Raw genomic sequence first — 16,903 nt, 5'->3', positions numbered from 1 at the left:
TTAACATCAGCTCTGTTTAACAAAGTATAACAGCCGGTTATTGGCTGGCATGGCGTTGTCTTGCTGCAGGCTAAACCCTTGCTGTTGCAACAGTGCCTGCACCTGTTCAATATCTCGTATGCCCATGGCCGGGTCGCGGCTTCGCAGGCTGGCATCAAAGGCTTGATTGCTGGCGCTGGTGAACTGACCGTTATAGTTAAAAGGCCCATAGATACAAAAGGTTGCGCCGCGTTGGGTCAGCTCGTTCAGGCGGCTGAAAAATTGCTTAACGACAGGCCAGGGCATGATATGCAACGTGTTGGCGGTAAATAATCCGTCAGCCGGTGTTGCCGGCGCAGCATCGGTGCAGATATCGAGCGCCAGCGGCATTGGTAAATTGGGGATGGCAGCCCGGCGAATACGTTCAGCCAGTGCCGCCAGATAAATCGGTTGATCAGATGCCTGCCAGCATAAATGGGGCAAATTTTCGGCAAAATGTACCGCATGCTGGCCAGTACCACTACCTATCTCTAATACTAAGCGGCAGCTGGCAAATGCTCTTTGCAACAGTGTCAAAATAGCTGCTTTGTTGTTTTCACATGCCTGGGAATAGGGCAGATCTGACGCGGCCATCTCAGAAGTTAACCACAACACCGGCCGCCAATACCGACACATCGCTATCAAACAGATAGTGGGCATAAAGGTCGAACATGCTGCTTAGCCTGACTCGGGCGGAGATATCACCAAAAGTGCTGCTATCGCCTAAATTGCTATAGCGCAGTGCGGCCGCAAGTTCCAGCTGAGGGGTGGCACGATAGCGAAAACCTGCACCTGCCTGCACCCCATTGTCATTTTCTTTTCCAAATTCACTGATACCAGCAATTGAACGGCCATAGCCTGCTTCGAAAAAGGCATCGATATTGGCGCTAGCTGCCTGTCTTAAGCCCAAACTCAGGGTAAATTCAGATGCATCAAGATCCAGGCCGGCAATGTCGGAAAACCGGTAAGATTCTGAAACATTAAAGTATGAGGCCCTTACATACAGCGTTTCTGACAACAAGTAACTGGCGTTGAGCTGATAGCCATCAGGTTTTATGGTGAAGTCATCGGCGATTTTAATATTAGCTTTGGCATAACCGGCACTGAGGTAGTTCCAGCTGATATCCGGCCTGGCAGCATTAGCAGAAAAGCCAGTAAAAAGCAGGGTAGTGCTTAGCAGACCACTTAAAAATAATTTCATAAATCCTCCAATGTTATTTAAAAAACAGAGTGTTATATTAAAAGGTATAATACTGCGCAGTGTAACAGCTTCATTACTAAAAGTGCGTTTATCAGCTGATAATGTATAAGGAGAGGGCTAACCCGCCGGCCCGATAATCAGCGGGTCCAGTTCACCGAGCCGTTTAAGATCTTTGTTGGCATAGTTAAATTGCTTAAGAACAAAACGCATGGCATTTAACCTGGCGCGCTTTTTACAATCTGATTTAATGACAATCCAGGGAGCATGCTGACTATGGGTTGCTGCAAACATCGCTTCTTTTGCCCTGGTATACTCATCCCATCTATTCAGTGAGGCGCGGTCGATAGGACTTAATTTCCATTGCTTTAACGGATGTGACTCACGCTCGGTAAAACGGCGCTTTTGTTCGGTACGCGTTACTGAAAACCAGAACTTGAACAAGTGAATACCCGATTCAACCAGGCTGTGTTCAAAGCTAGGCACCTGCTGCATAAATTCTACATATTGTGACTCAGTGCAAAAATTCATCACCCGTTCCACCCCGGCGCGGTTATACCAGGAGCGGTCGAACAACACTATCTCACCGGCAGTAGGCAGATGCTGTACATAGCGTTGGAAATACCATTGTCCCTGTTCAATTTGGTTAGGTTTTTCCAATGCCACTACTCGTGAGCCCCGCGGGTTAAGGTGTTCCATAAAGCGTTTAATGGTGCCGCCTTTGCCGGCTGCATCGCGGCCTTCAAACAGAATAACCACTCGGTTGCCGGTATCTTTGAGCCAGTGTTGCAGTTTTAATAACTCAACCTGTAAATCATACTTTTGTTTTTCATAACTTTTACGCTGCAAACGGTTTTTATAAGGGTAGGGGCTGTCGCTGTTATCTGCTAACCGTTCAACATCGGGGTTCGCAGATGGGCCCTGTTTACGCAATTGGCGCAACATAGATTTACCCAATAAGGCAATGTCATCGTCAGATGCTTCTTCTAAAATAGCCTTAAACTGGGCACTAAAGGCTGCAATATGGCTGGCACTAACATCTTCAACACTGCGCGTTAAAATGTCTGCTAACACCACTTCTAATGATTGATAGCCGGAGTTCACCCGATCTTTTACTGTAGCCTGTGCTATCGAACCTGGCGTTAAGTCTTTCAAAGTATCTTTATCACTTAAGCCAGTTGGCTTGTCGGTTACTAAAGGCTGCTGCTCTTTAGCATCTGGTTTAGACATAGTGCAATCCTGTTTACGGCAATAGGGCTTGATGCCCTTTAATCTTGCTCAGTATAGCAACGTCTTTAGCAGGGCCGTAGTTATGTTTTGGTTTTAGGGCTAACGATAGCTTCTGCTAAAATCTGTGCCCAGATGCGGCTACCTTTAGCTGACGGATGAAAGCCATCAGCTGCCAGCATATCGGCCGTTAACGCTAAGTTGCTATAAACCAGTTGTGCTTTTGGCCAATTTTTTAACTCCGAAGCTAAAGCCTGATTCAGCATGCCGGCTTTTAAACCTAACCAAAAATTAAGGGGCGAGGGCAAGGCAGTAAAGTGCTGCATCGGCGGTATGGCACTAAACAACACTTGTGGGTTAGTAAAATCGCTGGCCAGTCTGGTTAATAAGGTTTTTATCTGCTGTTGAAACTCTGGCTTACTGTGCAGCGCGGTAACGTCATTGACGCCAATTGATACCACCACCAGATCCAGCTGGTATATGGCGTTACTATGTGAGTACAGCTGTTGCAATAAGTTATTTAAGCCAGTGCTATCAAGGCCGGTTTTTGCGGCAAGTTGCCAATTTACCTGGTGCCGTTTTGCCAGCAACTCTACTAGTTGGCCAGAAAAGGCTTGTTGTTGCTGTGCAATACCCACACCAGCAGCCACTGAATCACCGCATATCAGTAAGCGCAGCGGCTCGCCATTTCCTAAGACACCACTGCGTGGCCCAGCGGCTTCAGGTAAGCGCAGTGCCAGTTTTCTTGCACGCTTACCTTGCCACAATAACAGCGGCCAGCAGATCACAGTAAGTATTATCCAGCGCAGGGTTATAAACACAGACGTTTCTCATAACAATACCAAAGCGGTCAAGCATACCTAATTTATAGCTACCGCTAATAGATCTTTTTAGACGTAACTAACAAATGCTATTTAACATAATATACATTAGCGGCTATAGTTTATTTGAATCAGCCCTTCATCTTTAACGTCAAATGGAAATCTTCAAACACTTATTTTGCTATACCTAAAAACACCGCTAAGCAGCGTTCAATTTCAAGCATTGCCGACATTTCGAGGCTGCCAATATGCTTACCCGCTTTTTCGCGTGGAATGGTTGTAGCTTTGTCTATCATGACCTGAGACTGTTTAACCAGGCCGTTTTTTTTGCTGGGTTCCAGCATTAATCTGATTAAAGGAGCATCAACGATTTTTGATGTCACTGGTAAAATTGTTATGCTCGGGTGCTTATCGAAGTTGTTAGACTGTATAACCAATGCAGGGCGTGGTTTACCGTAATCGCCTTGCACTGCTACTGTTATTATATCGCCACGCTTCATTCCCAGCCCTCAATGCTTTCTAACGAACTTTCCATCAATTCTGTAAGCTGAGCGTCCTCTCTGTCACTTTCAGCTACTGCAAGGCTCTGTTTGCGGCATTCTGCTGCGAAACCTGCTCCCCGGGTATCAGGCACCCAAATTTGTATTGGGCGCAATCCAGCTTTTCTCAGGCGGTCTCTGTGTTGTTGAACTCTTTCTGCTGTGTTAGGCATTTTGGCCTCCTATATTGTTACATGAAACAATATAGCGCCATCTGTTTCATGTAACAAGTTCTTTGATTGTGAGATAACTAAATCTTGGAGCAATAGCTAACTTATCCTGATGGCGTAATTGTGATCCTCTTTTAAACACGATTTTAGCAATCTGAAACGATTAATAAAACGTATATCAAATCTGAATACTGATATGACCTTATATCCGGAGGTAACGATGCGCTACTATTTACTACCTGTAATGATGGCGTGTTTAAAGGTTGGCAACCTTAATGCTGACACCACTAATTCACCTACACGAGCACTCGACATTATGCCTGGCACAGTTGTACTTGAGTTCTATAACAAAAACCACTTTAGCCATGTGCAATTAGTACATGATACCGTTATGGGTGGCCGTTCAGATGGTGCTGTTAACATGGTAACGGAACCCGCCGGACTGCGTTTTTTTGGTAACTTATCACTGGCTAATAATGGTGGCTTTGCTTCTGCTGAGTTTAGGCTGACTAATGCCTTGCCAGCACAGCATTTTAGCAGCATTAAATTGCATGTTGCAGCTGATGGCCGGACATACCAGTTACGGCTTAAAACGCCTTATCTGCCCAGAGGTGTAGCCTATGTTGCAAACTTTAAAAGTGATATTGGGCAACAACACTATTATTTTCAGCCAGATGCCTTCAGTGGACGATATCGAGGCCGTGAGGTTACTCAGTTACCGAAACTTAACTTTGCGGATGTTACCCAGCTTAGCGTTATGTTGGCCGATGAAAAAAACGGGCCATTTAGCATCATTTTGTACTCTTTAGGTTTATCGACAACTCAAGCCATTTAACACTGGTACTGACAGCGTTAAGCAGACTGGCTTCAGGTATCTACCGCTTTTATACCAACCTGAGTAATAGTGCCCTGCTCGTCCAGTTCGCGCACTGTGAGTATTAATTGATCCAGCCTTACCTGGTCGCCAATAACCACCCGGCGATGAAAGCGTTCACTAATATAGGATGCTAAGCTTTGCAGCTTATTCTGATTATCCATATTAATGGTGTAAAATGCGTCTAAATCTGCCAGGCTGACCTCGCCATTTAAGACAAAATCGCCGAAAAAATTGCTATTACTTAAACCCGAGGTTTCAGCTTCACTGGCCAATACTTCACTGATTTTTTTTACGTCCTTTAGTTTGGCTAATACCATTACCGTGTCACGGCTGTTAAATACTGGCTCAGCATCTGGTAGTTGCCATTCACCATCCCGGATAATACCCAGGAATTGTACGGGCACACTAAATTTTAAATCCTGCCAGCACACACCTCTTATTGGCGATTGATCTTCAACATTAAACGCCAGTACCTCCATCACATCTTTGCTGGGAATAGCGTCTAGTGGCATGGCTTGATCAGGTTCCAGTTCGCCGGGCACTTCCAGCTTTAACCAGCGGGCAACCGGTACCAGGCTCCAGCCTTGCAATAGCAAGGAAACAATAACCACCACAAAAGCTACATCAAAATACAGATGCTCATTTGGCACTCCCGCCAGCCAGGGAAACAAGGCAAGGATAATGGGGACCGCACCGCGTAAACCCACCCAGCTGATAAAGACCAGGTCTTTAAGCGGAAAACGAAATGGAATTAAACTGATCATTACCGCTAATGGTCTGGCAATAAAAATGAGAATACCAGCCAGTATTAAGGCATCGACCAGGTGCTCTTTTAAGTTACTGGGCACTACTAACAAACCCAACATCAGGAACATGGTAATTTGGCTAATCCAGGCTAAACCGTCATGCATTCTGAGAATATGAATAATCTGCGGTAGCCTGGCATTACCAACCAGATAACCCATCAGGTATACCGCTAGAAAGCCACTACCACCAAAACTGTTGGTAATAGCATAAATAAAAATACTACTGGCAACCGCTAACAATGGAAAGAACGCAAAACTGAGCGGTAGCTTGCGGCATAAAAATACAAACACCCGGCCGGCGCCATAGCCCATAGCGCCGCCAACCACGGCTTGCTGCAAAAATGATAACAACACTAACCAGTCGAGCTTGGCATCTTGCGCTAGTACGCTAACCAAAGTCAGGGTTAGCATAACGGCCATCGGATCGTTGCTGCCTGACTCAATTTCCAGCGTTGATGCTACTCGCTGTTTAATCTGCAGCCGCTGCGACTGAAAAATTGAAAATACTGCCGCGGCATCGGTAGAGCTTAAAATGGCCCCAAGCAGTAAGCCTTCAACAATTGATAAATTAAGTAAGTATGCAGCTGACAGCCCTACTACACCGCAGGTAATCACGACCCCTAAGGTTGCCAGCATTGATGCTGGTGCCAGCGCTACGCGAAAACGCTCCGGGTGGGTACGCATACCGCCGTCAAATAGAATAATCACCAGAGCGATAGAGCCAATCAGAAAAGCCGTTTGGGGGTTATCAAACTGAATGCCAGCAAGACCATCTTCACCGGCAATCATACCAATAACAAGAAATATCAATAGCATAGGCGCACCAAGGCGCGCCGATATTAAAGTTGCAATAATACTGACGAAAAATAATAAACCGCCAACGAGAATGGTGAGGTTTATAGCATCCAAAAAAACCTCCTATAGCGCAATGTTATGACGTTTTTGCGATATTTATCTCGTTTACAATAGCCTGTAGTGCAGCCAATGGCGAACTGGCCTGAGTTATCGGCCGGCCAATCACCAGATAATCTACCCCGGCAGCTATCGCTGCAGCTGGCGTCATAATTCGCTTCTGATCATCAGTATTGCTGCTAGCTGGGCGAATGCCAGGTGTAACCAGTTGAAAATTATTACCAAATTTCTGTTTTAATGCAATGGCTTCCTGCGCCGAGCATACCACACCATCCAAGCCACTGGCGAAAGCTAAAGCTGCCAGCTTTTCTACCTGCTCTGCCGGTGTTAACAAAATGCCTAACTCAGTTAAATCGCTTTGCTCCATACTGGTTAGTACGGTTACTGCAATCAGTTTAGGTTTGCTGGCGCCAAACTGTTGCAATGCTTCATGGGCAGCAGTCATCATTCTACTGCCACCACTGGCATGCACATTGACCATCCAAACGCCAAGATCTGCCGCCGCTTGCACTGCTTTAGCGACGGTGTTCGGAATATCATGAAATTTCAAATCCAGAAAAACGTCGAAGTTACGCTGTTGCAGCGCTGTAACCAAGCCTGGACCGAAATGAGTAAACATTTCTTTGCCGACTTTCAGGCGGCACAAAGCAGGGTCAAGCTGCGCCACTAAATTAAAGGCATCACTCTGGCTGGCATAATCAAGCGCAACCACAACAGGGGTATGACAAGACATCAATTTTCCTTTTACGCAGGTATAGTATTAACGGCCATCAATACCGGTAATGGGCTCTACGGTCTCCCATTGTTGGCAAGAGGGGCATAACCAGTATTGCTGACGGGTTTTAAAACCGCAATTGCGGCAACTGTATAAAACTTTTTTAGCCAAATAAGCCTGTACCAGTTCTTCTACGGAAAACAACGCATCGGCTGCTGCGCTAGATTGATGCTGGCGCACTTGCAGTAGCTTTTGAAATAACCGAATGCTGGGCTGTTGTTGCAGTTTGTCCAGTAAGAATTGCTCGGCAGCGGTAGCTGAACCATGCTCAGCCAGCCAATCAGCCAATAAAGCACAGGCGGTAACATTGTGTTGCTTATTTGCCAACTGGCTAAGTAATTGATACCACTCGTCGTCGCCAAAATGACATTGCTGCAATAAAGGCAGAATATCAGCACTCCATTGCGGTTTCTGTTTAATAATACTGAGTAACGGCGCTTTTGCCTGATCGCCCTGCTCTGCTGCCAGATAAAATTTAGCCAGCGCAAACCGGGGGCGGATAGCTAAGGGGTTAGCGTCAGTAAGCTGTTGTAAAGCTATGGCATCGGGCTGGTTCTGCATCGCTTCCACGGCCATATTCGCCAGCGCAATTTTTAAAGAACGCGATTCACTCTGCCTAACTTCAGTTTGTAGCGCCAGCGCTTTATGCCAGTCGTGACTGGCGGTAAAAATACTGAACAGTTGCTTTAATGCCGGTTCGCGCCAGCGCGTGGTTTTTACCAGCGGTGTCGCCAGGCTCTCGGCTCTGTCGTACAAGCCAGCGGAAAAATAGTCTTTTGCCAGCTCATATTGAATTTGCTGGGCTTGTGGCTTGGCTAGTTTTAGCTGATGCAGTTTTTCATGTATACGAATAGCCTTGTCCCAGTCACCTTTGCGCCGGAATAAATTAGCCAGCGCTAAATAGGTTTCTATGGTAGCTGCTTCAATATCCAGTAGTTCAAGCAGCTGCTCGATAGCTTTATCTTCCTGATCAGTCAGTAGAAAATTCAGGCCGGAAGAAAGGTTGCGGGTAACGCTGGCACGTTCTTTCAGTTCAGTATGCTTAACGCTATTTTTGCCCATAAACCAGCCGTAAGCGGCGGCAACAGGCAATAATAAAAATAGCCATTCCAGCATAAAGGTCAGGTTTTCTCGGTAGTATGTTTAAACCAGCGTTTTGTACGCCGGGCCACACTTAACCAGGCAGCAATGGCCAAACCCAATATCACGCCAGCCACTAAAAAAATAATAGCGATATCAACTACGCGTAATTGCAGTTTAATAATAAGAAAATGGATATCAGTGAGTTGTTGGTTTATCGAACCAAAGATAAAGCCAACTACCAGAAAAGCAATAATCAGTATCAGATACAGTAATCTGCTCAAAACACACTCCGTGTACGGCAATAGCCCTGATTAGAAATCAGGTATTATCTTTTACCCGATCGCGTAACTCTTTACCTGGCTTAAAGTGCGGGACGTATTTACCGTCTAATTCGACTTTATCGCCGGTTTTAGGATTGCGACCGATACGGGGTGCACGATAATGCAACGAGAAACTACCAAAACCGCGAATTTCAATCCGTTCATTCGATGACAGCGACTGGGCCATCTGTTCCAGAATTTCTTTAACAGATGCTTCGACATCCTTGACTTGAATATGCGGGAAATCGGTTGCTAATTTTTCAATCAATTCAGACTTGGTCATAGACCCTCCTGCAAAACCCAAATGGTAAAGCAAGGGGCAACTGCCCCCTGCTTTGCTAGCAATTAATCCTGCTTCTGAGCAGCTTTAAATGCTTCGGCCATAGCGTTACCACCGAAGTCAGCTTCTTGCTGCTTGGTATTAACGGTATCCATAGCTTCTTTTTCTTCAGCTTCGAATTTCGCTTTGATTGACAGGCTGATAACGCGGTTTTTGCGATCAACACCCATTAAACGAGCTTCAACTTCTTCGCCTACTTTCAGAACAGTTGAGGCATCTTCAATCCGCTCACGCGCAATATCTGAAACCCGAACATAACCTTCAACTGCACCTTCTAACATCACAGTAGCGCCTTTAGCGTCAACGGCAGTTACTTCACCTTTAACGATAGCACCTTTTTTGTTGTCAGCAAGGTAACCATTGAACGGGTCTTCATCCAGTTGTTTGATACCTAAAGAAATACGCTCGCGCTCTGGGTCAACTTGTAACACCACTGCGTGTACTTCGTCGCCTTTCTTGAATTCACGAACAGCTTCTTCACCAGTGGCATTCCAGCTGATGTCAGATAAGTGAACCAGGCCATCGATGCCGCCGTCTAAGCCGATAAAGATACCGAAGTCAGTGATTGACTTGATCTTACCGCTAACGCGATCATTCTTGTTAAAGCCTTTTGCGAACTCTTCCCATGGGTTGGCTTTACACTGTTTCAGGCCTAAAGAAATACGACGACGTTCTTCGTCAATTTCCAGTACCATTACTTCAACAGAGTCACCTAAGTTAACCACTTTAGATGGGTGAATGTTCTTGTTAGTCCAGTCCATTTCTGAAACGTGAACTAAACCTTCTACGCCTTCTTCGATTTCTACGAAGCAGCCATAGTCAGTTAAGTTGGTTACGCGACCAGAGATGCGGGCACCTTCTGGGTAACGTGAGGCAATAGCGGCCCATGGATCTTCACCCATTTGCTTCAGGCCTAACGATACACGTTGCTTCTCGCGGTCGAATTTCAGTACTTTAACTGGAATTTCATCGCCAACGTTAACAATTTCGCTTGGGTGCTTCACGCGCTTCCATGCCATATCAGTGATATGCAGTAAGCCGTCAACGCCACCTAAGTCTACGAAAGCACCGTAGTCAGTCAGGTTCTTAACGATACCTTTAACTTCCATACCTTCTTCTAAGGTTTCTAACAGCTGATCACGTTCCTGGCTGCTTTCTGATTCGATCACGGCACGACGTGAAACCACCACGTTGTTACGCTTTTGATCCAGTTTGATAACTTTGAATTCAAGTTCTTTATTTTCCAGGTGTAAAGTGTCGCGTACCGGACGCACATCTACTAATGAACCTGGCAGGAAGGCACGAATACCGTCGACTTCAACCGTAAAACCACCTTTAACTTTACCAGTGATAACACCGATAACAGTTTCTTTATCTTCGCAAGCTTTTTCCAGGCGAACCCAGGCCTCATGGCGCTTAGCTTTTTCACGAGATAATAAGGTCTCACCGAAACCATCTTCAATAGCATCTAACGCTACGTCAATGATGTCGCCAACGCTAACTTCGATTTCACCGCTCAGCGATTTGAACTGCTCAACAGGGATCGCAGCTTCTGATTTAAGACCGGCGTCAACCATAACAACGTCTTTCAGAATAGCAACAACGGTACCTTTAACAATGGCACCCGGGCGGGTTTCGATGGTCTTGAGGCTTTCCTCAAATAATAGTGCAAAATTTTCAGTCATAGTCACTTTTTCAGTTAAGTGCTCCACTTCGCATCATGCGTTATGGGGTTGCTAAGTTTACCTGCAACATTCCTTGTTACGGGCTGTCCAAAATGTGGTTGTGGTGTTTAACTTACTTTCAACAGCGTATTGCTGCGAATGTAATTAAGTACCTCTTCCAACACTTGTTCAATAGGTTTATTGGTCGAATCCAGCATGTAAGCATCGGTTGCCGGTTTTAACGGCGCTGTCGCCCGATTCATATCGCGCTCATCACGCGCCTGGATTTCGTGCAAAAGGTCGCCGATATTAACATCCAGCCCCTTTTGTTTCAACTCTAAATATCTGCGGTTGGCGCGTTCTGCAGCGTCAGCCGTTAAAAATATTTTAACTTCTGCCTGTGGGAATACGACTGTACCCATATCCCTGCCATCTGCAATCAGGCCTGGGGCTTCGGCAAACGCCCGTTGCCGGCGTAATAAGGCTTCGCGTACCCTGGGTAAAGAAGCAATTTTTGACGCTTCGTCAGCTACTTCCTGAGTGCGGATAGTATGTGAGACATTCTCACCCTCCAGAGTCACTTTTGTATTGCCCTGCTCATCAGCACTAAACTGTACATCAAGATGGGCTGCTAACGGTTGCAGCGCATCTTCGTCATCAGCTGCTATTTGATGATGCATGGCAGCAAGTGCCAGAACCCGGTAGATAGCGCCACTGTCTAGTAATTGCCATCCTAACTTCTGAGCCAACAAGCGGCTTAGCGTGCCTTTGCCTGAGCCTCCGGGTCCATCAATGGTAATTACTGGTGCATGTTGCGGCATCCTACCTCCTTCAAAGCAATGATCTGCGAATTCAAATTTTAAAACCGCCATATTATACAGGTTTTTGCGACAAAAGCTGTGTTTAGTTGCGATAAAGAGATGAAGCAGCAGCCCGTTACTGGCCCGGGCTGCTAATTAATGACACGCTATGTGCTTAACTTTGCAGGCTTTGAAACAGCTGAAAGTAGCCGGGGAAAGTTTTAGCTGTGCAATCCGGATCTTCTATGGTCACAGCGGTATCACTTAGCGCAACAAGCGAAAAACACATCGCCATTCGATGGTCGTTATAGGTGGCAATGCTGGCGTGCTTTAATTGCACTGGCGGAGTAATTTTCAGGTAGTCATGGCCCTCTTCCACCTCTGCCCCTACCTTTCGCAGTTCTGCGGCCATCGCTGCCAGCCGGTCGGTTTCTTTCACCCGCCAGTTGTACACATTACGAATAACGGTTGGCCCTTTGGCAAACAGCGCCGTGGTAGCAATGGTCATGGCGGCATCAGGAATGGCATTATAGTCACGATCAATACCGTTAAGCTTGTTACGCGTTACCTGGATGTAGTCATCCCCCCACTCAACTGTGGCCCCCATTGCCTCTAACGCATCAGCAAAGTGAATATCGCCCTGCACCGCATGTTTACCAATGCCGGTCACTCTAATACTGCCGCCTTTGATCGCTGCCGCCGCCAGAAAATAAGATGCCGAAGACGCATCGCCCTCTACCAGCCAGTTACCAGGCGAACGATATTGCTGATTGCCGCGGATAATAAAACGCTGATAGTCAACATTGCGTACCTCAACCCCAAAGCGTTGCATCAGCGCCAGGGTGATATCGATATAGGGCTTTGACACCAGTTCGCCGATAATTTCAATATCGCTGTCGCCATCCAGTAATGGTGCAACCATTAATACCGCGGTTAAAAACTGGCTGGAAATGCTGCCGTCTATTTGTATTTGGCCACCCAAGAGTGCTTTGCCTTTTATATGTAAAGGCGGATAGCCGTCGTTTTCCAGGTAATGGATATCAGCCTTTAATTGACTAAGTGCGTCAACCAAATGGCCAATAGGCCGCTCGTACATACGCGGCTCACCGGTCAGGGTAATATCAACCTTAGATGCCGCCAACGCCGCTGTTAATGGCCGCATGGCGGTGCCGGCATTACCAAGAAACAGGGTGAGCGGCTGCGGATGGTTAAATAAACTGCCTATACCACGCACCTCGCACTGCGTGCGACACTCAGATAACTTATAACTGATACCCAGTGCCGTTAAGGCCGTGAGCATATGCCGCACATCATCGCTGTCCAGCAGATTAGTGATATGAGTCGTCCCTTCTGCCAGTGCCGCCAGCAGCAGCACCCGGTTAGAAATACTTTTCGAACCAGGCAGATGCACTTCACCGGCGACGTTGGCAATAGGCTGTAAAGTTAGTGTCTTCATCCGTTTACCCGCTCAAATTCCTGCATAAAACTGACCAGCGTTTGCACACCCTCAAGTGGCATGGCATTGTAAATACTGGCGCGCATGCCGCCCACCATCCGGTGGCCTTTTAATGCCAGCAGGCCATGCTGCTGCGCCTGCTCAACAAACATATCATTTAAGCGCTCGTCGCCAAGGAAAAACGGTACATTCATCCAGGAGCGGTAGGCTTTCACAACATCATTACTATAAAAATCACTTTTATCTATATAATCATACAGTAAGCTGGCCTTTTCCTGGTTACGCGTTGCCATTTCAGTTATGCCACCCTGCTGTTTCAGCCACTTAAATACCAGTCCAGCTAAATACCAGGCAAAGGTTGGCGGAGTATTAAACATGCTGTCATTGTCTGCCGCTAACCGATAATCCAGTACTGCCGGAATAGCGGCATTTGCCGCAGGTAGTAAATCTTCCCGCACAATGGCCAGGGTTAAACCAGAGGGGCCGATATTTTTCTGTGCACCGGCATAAATTACCCCGTAGCGGCTGACATCTATCGGCCGCGATAAGATAGTGGAAGATAAATCGGCCACTATCGGCACATCGGTTTGCGGTAAACCGGTAAACTCGACGCCATCTACGGTTTCATTCGGACAACAATGCACGAAGGCAGCATTGCTGTTAAGTTGCCATTGGCTCGGATCCGTTATGGTTCTGAGCCCGGCGTCAGTGGTGTGACGGATATCCTGCACATTCAGCTTGCCGTATTTATGACCCTCTTCCACTGCTGCCTTTGACCAGGCGCCGGAAACAATATAATCGGCACTGCTTTTAGTGGCGTTAGCTGCTGCTTGAAACAGGTTAAGCGGCACAGCTGAGAACTGACCACGGCCACCACCATGCATAAACAACACTTTATAGTTGTCTGGGATCTGTAGTAAATCCCGTAAGTCCTGCTCAGCCTCCGCCGCAACCTTAATAAAAGGTTTGCTGCGATGGCTTATTTCCATCACTGAGCAGCCTTGTTGCTGCCAGTTAATAAATTCCTGCTGTGCCTGTTGCATCACAGCCGTTGGTAACATGGCCGGGCCGGCACAAAAATTAAAGGTGGTCATTTATAACTACTCGCAATTATTAAAATTCGTCATGATTGAAATATGTAATGTTTGTCTGCTGCAGCTAAAAAAAACGAGCGCTACTGCGCCCGTTTTTGGATGTGTTACGACTGCTCAGTATCGTTGTCTTGTGCTAACTGGCTGTCCTGCAGATCCGGACCTGCTACGTCAGCACTGGCCGTTGTCAGCTCGGCACCATCCTCAGCGTCATGTGGCAAGTCTTGCTCCTGAATTTCATCAACCTTCGCCACTCCAACCACTTTCTCCTGATCCTGAGTACGGATCAGAATTACGCCCTGGGTATTTCGGCCCACTTCAGACACTTCTTTGACCCGGGTCCGTACCAGGGTGCCACGGTTTGAAATCATCATAATTTCATCTGTTTCACATACCTGTACGGCACCGACGACCAGACCATTACGCTCTGATACTTTAATCGATACCACGCCCTGGGTTGCCCGACTCTTCGCTGGGTATTCGGTTAATGAAGTACGCTTACCATAACCGTTTTCAGTTACCGTGAGTACCGCTCCATCACCTTTTGGAATGATCAGTGAGACTACCGAGCCACCCTCGCGTAAGCGGATACCCCTTACGCCAGTTGCAGTTCGGCCCATGCCGCGAACCTGATCTTCAGTGAAGCGCACTACCTTGCCATCATCTGAGAACAGCATAATTTCATTGCTGCCATCGGTAATATCCACGCCAATCAGGTGATCGCCTTCATTCAGGTTAACGGCAATAATACCGTTTGAGCGTGGCCGTGAGTAATCAGTAAGGGCGGTTTTCTTCACCGTACCGTTGGCGGTCGCCATAAACACGTATTTGCCTTCTTCATACTCGCGTACCGGTAAAATAGCGTTGATCCGCTCCCCCTGCTCCAGCGGCAGTAAGTTAACAATCGGTTTACCCCGTGCTGTGCGGCTGGCCAGCGGTAACTGATAAACCTTCATCCAATACAGACGGCCGCGGTTCGAGAAGCATAAAATGGTGTCGTGGGTACTGGCAACCAGCAGCTTATCGACAAAATCTTCGTCTTTTACCGTGGTCGCGGCTTTACCTTTACCGCCGCGGCGCTGCGCTTCGTAATCAGACAATGGCTGATACTTGGCATAGCCCAGATGCGACAGGGTTACTACCACATCTTCTTCGGTAATCAAATCTTCCATATTGATATCCAGCATATTATCCTGAATATCGGTGCGACGGGCATCGCCATACTGCGCTTTGGCGGCTTCCAGTTCTTCGCAAATAACTTCCATTAACCGTTCTGGGCTGGCCAGAATATGCAGTAATTCAGCAATCAGCTCTAACAGCTGCTTATATTCATCCAGAATTTTTTCATGCTCTAAGCCGGTCAGCTTATGCAAACGTAAATCCAGAATAGCCTGAGCTTGTTGTTCAGTCAGGAAATACAGGTTATCGCGAATACCAAAGTGCTCTTCCAGCCATTCTGGGCGAGCAGCATTTTCACCGGCCCGCTCTAACATCGCGCTGACATCACCCAACTGCCAGCCTCGGGCAATTAAGCCTGCTTTGGCTTCAGCCGAGTTGGCAGAGGTTTTAATCAACTCGATAATTTCGTCAATGTTGGCCAGGGCAATCGCCAGACCTTCCAGAATATGTGCCCGGTCGCGCGCTTTACGTAAGTCGTACACAGTGCGGCGTGTTACTACTTCACGCCGGTGCAGCACAAAGCATTCCAGCATTTGCTTTAAACTAAGCAGCTTGGGCTGGCCATCGTCCAGTGCCACCATGTTAATGCCAAACACCGTTTGCATCTGAGTATTGGAATACAGCTGGTTCAGCATTACATCGGACGATTCGCCGCGTTTCAGCTCAATAACAATCCGCATGCCGTCTTTGTCAGACTCATCACGTAGTGCTGAAATGCCCTCAATCCGTTTTTCTTTTACCAGCTCAGCTATTTTTTCAATTAAGCGGGCTTTATTAACCTGGTACGGCAGTTCGTGAACAATAATCGTTTCACGGCCGGTTTTCTCATCGGTCTCAATAAAGGTTTTACTGCGAATGTACACCTTGCCACGGCCGGTACGGTAGGCTTCTTCAATGCCTTTACGGCCATTGATAATAGCGGCCGTCGGGAAATCTGGCCCTGGAATAAACTGCATTAATTCATGTAGTTCAATATCCGGGTTAGCGATTAATGCCAGACAACCATCGATAACTTCATTTAAGTTATGCGGTGGAATATTGGTGGCCATACCTACCGCAATACCGGAGGAGCCATTAATTAATAAGTTAGGGATTTTAGTTGGCAATACTGCCGGGATTTGCTCTGTGCCATCATAGTTAGGCACAAAATCAACCGTTTCTTTATCTAAATCGGCCAATAGTTCATGAGCAATCCGGGCCATTCTGACTTCGGTATAACGCATTGCTGCCGCGGAGTCGCCATCGATAGAACCGAAGTTGCCCTGACCATCTACCAGCATATAACGTAGCGAGAATGGCTGAGCCATCCGTACTATGGTGTCGTATACAGCGCTGTCACCATGCGGGTGATATTTACCGATAACGTCACCCACTACCCGGGCAGACTTTTTATAGGCTTTGTTCCAGTCGTTGCCTAATTCTTTCATGGCAAACAGCACGCGACGGTGAACAGGCTTTAAACCGTCCCGTACATCAGGTAAAGCCCGGCCAACAATTACACTCATGGCGTAATCGAGGTAGGAGTTTTTTAATTCCTCTTCGATATTAATCGGAACTATTTCTTTGGCCAGATCTGTCATATAACGCTAATTTCCCTTAAATCAGATAGATAACTCGCTTTTTTCGA

The 16,903-nt window shown here is 46.9% G+C and carries 17 protein-coding genes; 1 reads left to right on the top strand and 16 read right to left on the bottom strand.

The window, feature by feature from the left end; translation table 11 throughout:
• Positions 1–6 precede the first annotated feature (6 nt).
• From WG68_RS04055 to WG68_RS04030, 6 genes are all read right to left on the bottom strand, one after another.
• Positions 7–612: a DUF938 domain-containing protein gene (locus WG68_RS04055; RefSeq protein WP_046556389.1), complete on the bottom strand. Its 606-nt coding sequence runs from the start codon at positions 610–612 to the stop codon at positions 7–9.
• Between the two features lies 1 nt (position 613).
• On the bottom strand, positions 614–1,219 hold the full coding sequence (locus WG68_RS04050) for an outer membrane beta-barrel protein (RefSeq protein ID WP_046556388.1): 606 nt from the start codon (positions 1,217–1,219) through the stop codon (positions 614–616).
• Positions 1,220–1,336: 117 nt separating this feature from the next.
• Positions 1,337–2,446: a polyphosphate kinase 2 gene (ppk2, locus tag WG68_RS04045; RefSeq protein ID WP_046556387.1), complete on the bottom strand. Its 1,110-nt coding sequence runs from the start codon at positions 2,444–2,446 to the stop codon at positions 1,337–1,339.
• 80 nt (positions 2,447–2,526) lie between these two features.
• Positions 2,527–3,264, bottom strand: a complete 738-nt coding sequence (locus WG68_RS04040; RefSeq protein ID WP_235357665.1) for an SGNH/GDSL hydrolase family protein — start codon at positions 3,262–3,264, stop codon at positions 2,527–2,529.
• Positions 3,265–3,437: 173 nt separating this feature from the next.
• The gene (locus WG68_RS04035) at positions 3,438–3,764 is read right to left on the bottom strand and encodes a type II toxin-antitoxin system PemK/MazF family toxin (protein WP_046556386.1); all 327 of its coding nucleotides are present in this window, start codon (positions 3,762–3,764) and stop codon (positions 3,438–3,440) included.
• The gene (locus WG68_RS04030; protein WP_046556385.1) at positions 3,761–3,976 is read right to left on the bottom strand and encodes an antitoxin MazE family protein; all 216 of its coding nucleotides are present in this window, start codon (positions 3,974–3,976) and stop codon (positions 3,761–3,763) included. Before WG68_RS04030 ends, WG68_RS04035 begins: the two co-directional genes overlap by 4 nt.
• A 217-nt stretch (positions 3,977–4,193) precedes the next feature.
• Between WG68_RS04030 and WG68_RS04025 the strand changes: the two genes are divergently transcribed.
• Positions 4,194–4,808: a CIA30 family protein gene (locus WG68_RS04025; protein ID WP_052748952.1), complete on the top strand. Its 615-nt coding sequence runs from the start codon at positions 4,194–4,196 to the stop codon at positions 4,806–4,808.
• 32 nt (positions 4,809–4,840) lie between these two features.
• On the opposite strand, the gene WG68_RS04020 is transcribed toward WG68_RS04025, so the two are convergent.
• The 10 genes from WG68_RS04020 to gyrA all read right to left on the bottom strand — a co-directional run bounded on the left by WG68_RS04020 (position 4,841) and on the right by gyrA (position 16,856).
• The gene (locus WG68_RS04020; RefSeq protein WP_046556384.1) at positions 4,841–6,565 is read right to left on the bottom strand and encodes a potassium/proton antiporter; all 1,725 of its coding nucleotides are present in this window, start codon (positions 6,563–6,565) and stop codon (positions 4,841–4,843) included.
• Positions 6,566–6,587: 22 nt separating this feature from the next.
• Positions 6,588–7,301 (bottom strand): orotidine-5'-phosphate decarboxylase, encoded by a 714-nt coding sequence (gene pyrF / locus WG68_RS04015; protein WP_046556383.1) that lies wholly within the window; start codon positions 7,299–7,301, stop codon positions 6,588–6,590.
• A gap of 27 nt (positions 7,302–7,328) precedes the next feature.
• Positions 7,329–8,459 (bottom strand): tetratricopeptide repeat protein, encoded by a 1,131-nt coding sequence (locus tag WG68_RS04010; protein WP_046556382.1) that lies wholly within the window; start codon positions 8,457–8,459, stop codon positions 7,329–7,331.
• A gap of 5 nt (positions 8,460–8,464) precedes the next feature.
• Positions 8,465–8,707: a LapA family protein gene (locus WG68_RS04005; RefSeq protein WP_046556381.1), complete on the bottom strand. Its 243-nt coding sequence runs from the start codon at positions 8,705–8,707 to the stop codon at positions 8,465–8,467.
• A gap of 37 nt (positions 8,708–8,744) precedes the next feature.
• Positions 8,745–9,050 (bottom strand): integration host factor subunit beta, encoded by a 306-nt coding sequence (gene ihfB / locus WG68_RS04000; protein ID WP_268753150.1) that lies wholly within the window; start codon positions 9,048–9,050, stop codon positions 8,745–8,747.
• A gap of 41 nt (positions 9,051–9,091) precedes the next feature.
• Positions 9,092–10,771 (bottom strand): 30S ribosomal protein S1, encoded by a 1,680-nt coding sequence (gene rpsA / locus WG68_RS03995; RefSeq protein ID WP_161796349.1) that lies wholly within the window; start codon positions 10,769–10,771, stop codon positions 9,092–9,094.
• 107 nt (positions 10,772–10,878) lie between these two features.
• On the bottom strand, positions 10,879–11,571 hold the full coding sequence (gene cmk / locus WG68_RS03990) for a (d)CMP kinase (RefSeq protein WP_046556379.1): 693 nt from the start codon (positions 11,569–11,571) through the stop codon (positions 10,879–10,881).
• A 154-nt stretch (positions 11,572–11,725) separates the two neighbouring features.
• The gene (gene aroA / locus WG68_RS03985; RefSeq protein WP_046556378.1) at positions 11,726–13,006 is read right to left on the bottom strand and encodes a 3-phosphoshikimate 1-carboxyvinyltransferase; all 1,281 of its coding nucleotides are present in this window, start codon (positions 13,004–13,006) and stop codon (positions 11,726–11,728) included.
• Entirely contained in the window at positions 13,003–14,100 is a 1,098-nt protein-coding gene (gene serC / locus WG68_RS03980) for a 3-phosphoserine/phosphohydroxythreonine transaminase (RefSeq protein ID WP_046556377.1), read from the bottom strand. Before serC ends, aroA begins: the two co-directional genes overlap by 4 nt.
• 104 nt (positions 14,101–14,204) lie before the next feature.
• Entirely contained in the window at positions 14,205–16,856 is a 2,652-nt protein-coding gene (gene gyrA / locus WG68_RS03975; RefSeq protein WP_046556376.1) for a DNA topoisomerase (ATP-hydrolyzing) subunit A, read from the bottom strand.
• Between the last annotated feature and the right edge of the window lie 47 nt (positions 16,857–16,903).

This window comes from Arsukibacterium ikkense (genome assembly GCF_000987775.1).
GTDB classification, from domain to species: Bacteria; Pseudomonadota; Gammaproteobacteria; order Enterobacterales; family Alteromonadaceae; genus Alishewanella; species Alishewanella ikkense.
This window is presented reverse-complemented; position numbering and strand designations above follow the sequence as displayed.

Coding starts and splice junctions, on each gene's coding strand:
- WG68_RS04055 (WP_046556389.1), bottom strand. CDS start 612: ATGGCCGCGTCAGATCTGCCCTATTCCCAGGCATGTGAAAACAACAAA.
- WG68_RS04050 (WP_046556388.1), bottom strand. CDS start 1,219: ATGAAATTATTTTTAAGTGGTCTGCTAAGCACTACCCTGCTTTTTACT.
- ppk2 (WP_046556387.1), bottom strand. CDS start 2,446: ATGTCTAAACCAGATGCTAAAGAGCAGCAGCCTTTAGTAACCGACAAG.
- WG68_RS04035 (WP_046556386.1), bottom strand. CDS start 3,764: ATGAAGCGTGGCGATATAATAACAGTAGCAGTGCAAGGCGATTACGGT.
- WG68_RS04030 (WP_046556385.1), bottom strand. CDS start 3,976: ATGCCTAACACAGCAGAAAGAGTTCAACAACACAGAGACCGCCTGAGA.
- WG68_RS04025 (WP_052748952.1), top strand. CDS start 4,194: ATGCGCTACTATTTACTACCTGTAATGATGGCGTGTTTAAAGGTTGGC.
- pyrF (WP_046556383.1), bottom strand. CDS start 7,301: ATGTCTTGTCATACCCCTGTTGTGGTTGCGCTTGATTATGCCAGCCAG.
- WG68_RS04010 (WP_046556382.1), bottom strand. CDS start 8,459: ATGCTGGAATGGCTATTTTTATTATTGCCTGTTGCCGCCGCTTACGGC.
- rpsA (WP_161796349.1), bottom strand. CDS start 10,771: ATGACTGAAAATTTTGCACTATTATTTGAGGAAAGCCTCAAGACCATC.
- cmk (WP_046556379.1), bottom strand. CDS start 11,571: ATGCCGCAACATGCACCAGTAATTACCATTGATGGACCCGGAGGCTCA.
- aroA (WP_046556378.1), bottom strand. CDS start 13,006: ATGAAGACACTAACTTTACAGCCTATTGCCAACGTCGCCGGTGAAGTG.
- serC (WP_046556377.1), bottom strand. CDS start 14,100: ATGACCACCTTTAATTTTTGTGCCGGCCCGGCCATGTTACCAACGGCT.
- gyrA (WP_046556376.1), bottom strand. CDS start 16,856: ATGACAGATCTGGCCAAAGAAATAGTTCCGATTAATATCGAAGAGGAA.